The 3,603-nt window shown below is 27.9% G+C and carries 5 protein-coding genes; all 5 read left to right on the top strand.

Features of this window, described 5'->3' with window-relative positions; all coding sequences use genetic code 11:
- Positions 1–955 (top strand): ATP-binding protein (locus tag U9R42_00595; protein MEA3494517.1); only part of this gene is annotated, 955 nt, incomplete at its 5' end.
- Entirely contained in the window at positions 952–1,596 is a 645-nt protein-coding gene (locus U9R42_00590) for a response regulator transcription factor (GenBank protein ID MEA3494516.1), read from the top strand. The genes U9R42_00595 and U9R42_00590, both read left to right, overlap by 4 nt.
- Before the next feature lie 321 nt (positions 1,597–1,917).
- The gene (locus tag U9R42_00585; GenBank protein MEA3494515.1) at positions 1,918–2,943 is read left to right on the top strand and encodes an inorganic phosphate transporter; all 1,026 of its coding nucleotides are present in this window, start codon (positions 1,918–1,920) and stop codon (positions 2,941–2,943) included.
- A 251-nt stretch (positions 2,944–3,194) separates the two neighbouring features.
- On the top strand, positions 3,195–3,413 hold the full coding sequence (locus U9R42_00580) for a hypothetical protein (GenBank protein MEA3494514.1): 219 nt from the start codon (positions 3,195–3,197) through the stop codon (positions 3,411–3,413).
- A partial coding sequence (locus tag U9R42_00575; GenBank protein ID MEA3494513.1) for a type II toxin-antitoxin system VapC family toxin occupies positions 3,410–3,603 on the top strand: 194 nt, incomplete at its 3' end. The genes U9R42_00580 and U9R42_00575, both read left to right, overlap by 4 nt.

Here is a 3,603-nt window from a genome sequence, read left to right as displayed (position 1 = left end):
GCTTAATATTGCAGTTATGTTAATACAGTTTGCTTTAATAATATCGGTGCTTTTACAATTCGGAGCTTTTTTTATAACCATTAGTCTCATACAAAGAACTAAGTTCAATATTTCATGGATAATGATTTCTATTGGTTTTTTTCTTATGGCAATTCGAAGGCTGGGTGAACTTATATGTGTGATTGATCCTGAATCAAATATAATTTCACTACCTATTAACAGTTGGATTGCTATTTTAATTTCAGTATTAATGTTTGTTGCTTCAATTTTTATTCGTCAAATTTTTAATTTACAAGGCAAAATTAACAAACTACGTAAAGAAAATGAAGCAAAAGTTTTGTCAGCAATAATTAAAACAGAAGAAAAAGAACGTCAAAAATTTGCAAAAGAAATACATGATGGTTTGGGTCCAATTTTATCTTCAATAAAAATGGCAATTTCCGCAATTAATAAATCTACATTAAGTAAAACAAACGAAGAAATTTTCGACAAAACAGAAAATTCTGTTGATAATGCAATTATCTCTGTTAAAGAGATTTCCAATAAACTTAGTCCTCATATTTTAGAACGCTTTGGATTAGAAAAAGCCATTAAAACATTTACCGATACAATTGTTACAGGAAAAAATTTGAAAATAATTCATGTCTTTAATCTTAATGAAAAACGTTTCAATTACAATATCGAAGTTATTTTGTATCGTATTATTGGTGAATTGATTAGCAATACTTTAAAATATGCTTCAGCATCAGAAATAGAAATTTCATTATTTAGTTATGAAGATAAATTAGAAATGTTTTATTCTGATAATGGAATTGGTTTTGATTTAAAAAAAATAGAAAAAAAAGGTTTGGGGTTATCAAATATTAATTCAAGAATTAAATCTTTAGATGGTAAAATAGAAATGCACAGCAAGCCAAAACAAGGTTTTTTCCTTAAAATAGTTTTGCCATTATGACAAATAAATTAAAAATATTTCTTGTAGATGACCATAATTTATTTAGGGAAGGGCTAAGATTTTTACTTTCCAAAAATGATTTAATTTCAGAAATTTACGAAGCTGAAAACGGAAATGAATTGATAAATCGTGTATTGGAAGTAAAACCTGATATAATTTTCATGGATATTGAAATGCCTATAATGAATGGTATTGATGCTACAAAGGAAACAATAAAACTTTTTCCTGAAGCAAAAATAATTGCTCTGTCTATGCATGCTAATGAAAACTATTACTCGGAAATGATAGATGCAGGAGCAAAAGGTTTTTTACTAAAAAATTCACGATTTGAAGATGTTCAAAAAGCAATAGTTGACGTAAGTGAAGGTAGAAACTATTTTTCACCTGAAATTTTAGAAGCTATCATAAAAAATTTAAGTAAGAAAAAATATAACAAGAAAAATATAGATTTAACCAAACGAGAAATTGAAATTCTATACAACATTTGCAAAGGATTATCAAATCAGGAAATAGCAAATTTTTTGTACATTAGTAAACGTACCGTTGATAAACACAGAGAAAACATACTTTTTAAAACTCAATCTAAAAATACTGCCGGATTGGTTATTTATGCTATAAAAAATAATATTTTTGAAGTCTAATATCTCACTTCAATTCAAAATTCGATGACTGCTTATACTAAACCGCTATTAAGATGCTGATTAAGAAAATAAATTATTTTTGTTTTGTTTTTCTTCACAAAATTCTTGCATAGCTGTGGCTACGGAATAATTTTTTGAATAAAAACAGGGCGAAAAGAAATGTTTTATTTTCAGTATCTTGATGGCGGTTTAGTATTAGTACCTACGTATTAAAACGTATCTTTACGTTCAAATACCTATTTTGCAAATTAGGTTTTAAAACTGTTTTATATTTTTTTATAATGAAATATTTTTGTTTTAATTATTAAATATAAATTCATTATGCTTATACCATTTTTAATACCATTCCTGATTGCCATATTTCTTGCAATAACTATGGGAGGAAGTGGTACAGCTCCGGCTTTTTCTGCCGCCTATGGTTCAAATATTATTAAAAAAAGCTTAATACCTGCATTATTTGGAATTATGGTATTTATTGGAGCAATTGTTGGCGGAAAACAAACAGCAACAACAATAGGTAAAGGATTACTTGCACCCGAAATGATGACTTTTATAATAGTATCAATAATTCTTTTATCTGTTGCAATTGCGTTGTTGATTGCAAATTTGTTTGGCATACCACAATCTACAAGTCAAGCAACAGTATTATCCGTTATAGCACCTGCCGTTTATTTTCATACATTAAATACTGACAAATTATTTCTAGAAATTTTACCTACTTGGTTCGTTTTACCTATAATATCATTTATTCTTAGTTTTTTAATAGGTAAGTACATTTATAAACCTATAAGAAAAACAGGAATTACCATTTCGAAAAAGGTGAATGACAGTTATTTACTAAAAGGAGCAATAATACTAATGTCCTTATATGTTGCCTTTTCTATTGGAACAAATAATGTTGCAAATGCAGTAGGACCAATTGCAATTATGGCAGGTAATGAATTAGAAATTGCTGATAATCATTTTATTCAAGTAATGATTCTTGCAACTTTAATAGTTGCACCGAGTTTTGGTATAGGTAGTTCATTTTTCGGTCATAAAATTGTCCAAAAAGCAGGAAAAGAAATTGTACTATTCGGTAGAATTGAAGCGGTAATTATTGCCTTTATTTCTGCAAGTTTGTTACTTACAGCTTCACTAATAAAAGGAATTCCAACATCACTGGTTCAGTTGAACGTAGCTGCAATATTAGGAATTGGTGTAGCAAAACTTGGTTTTAGAAATATATTCAGAAAAACAGAAGTAAATAAATTTTTTATAATGTGGATTGTTGCACCACTTATTGCATTCTCACTTTCTTTGTTTTTTACATATTTAGCCGATACACTTAATCTTTTAGATTTTTAGGGAGGTTCTCGTACGTTTGCTAAGATGAGTCCACTCTAAAAAGTAATGAGTGCAGGTTTAGAAAATCAGGAATTGCCCCATTCTCTAAAGGGAGTCCTGATTTTCAGCTACATTTCCCTTTTCGGGTTTGGGGTAGAAAGGAGCTGAAAATCATTTTTAAACTTTTTAGAGTGGACTCAATGATAAAAAAAGGAACAACAAATAAACTTAATTTAACAAAATAATGTATATTTGTAAAAAATTTGATATAAATGACAACTCTGACAGGAACATATTATAATGGTAATTTAAAACTTGATAAACCATTGGTAACAAAAAAACCAATTAAAGTTACTATTATTTTTGAAGAAGAAGTAAAATCAGGATTAAAATTTTCGGATTTTTCATTTTCAAAAACTCAAGAATTACTTAAAGATTGCAAAACATCTTTTTCTGATGAGGTAATTGAAGAAAGACGTAGTGCAATATGAAAATATTTTTTGATACATCCTCATTATTCAAGCTCTATCATACTGAGGAAGGCACACAGGAATTAATTTATTTTTTTAAAACTAATTCTATTGACAAAATATTTTTAGCTGAAATTACAAGAATTGAATTTTGTTCAGCTGTTTGGAAAAAGTGTAGAAAGAATGAAATTCAAGAAGAAACTGCAAAAAC

The sequence above is a fragment of the Bacteroidota bacterium genome (assembly GCA_034723125.1).
GTDB lineage: Bacteria > Bacteroidota > Bacteroidia > CAILMK01 > JAAYUY01 > JAYEOP01.
The sequence above is the reverse complement of the archived record's forward strand: the minus strand, read 5'-3'. Positions and strand labels throughout refer to the sequence as shown.

Coding starts and splice junctions, on each gene's coding strand:
- U9R42_00590 (MEA3494516.1), top strand. CDS start 952: ATGACAAATAAATTAAAAATATTTCTTGTAGATGACCATAATTTATTT.
- U9R42_00585 (MEA3494515.1), top strand. CDS start 1,918: ATGCTTATACCATTTTTAATACCATTCCTGATTGCCATATTTCTTGCA.
- U9R42_00580 (MEA3494514.1), top strand. CDS start 3,195: ATGACAACTCTGACAGGAACATATTATAATGGTAATTTAAAACTTGAT.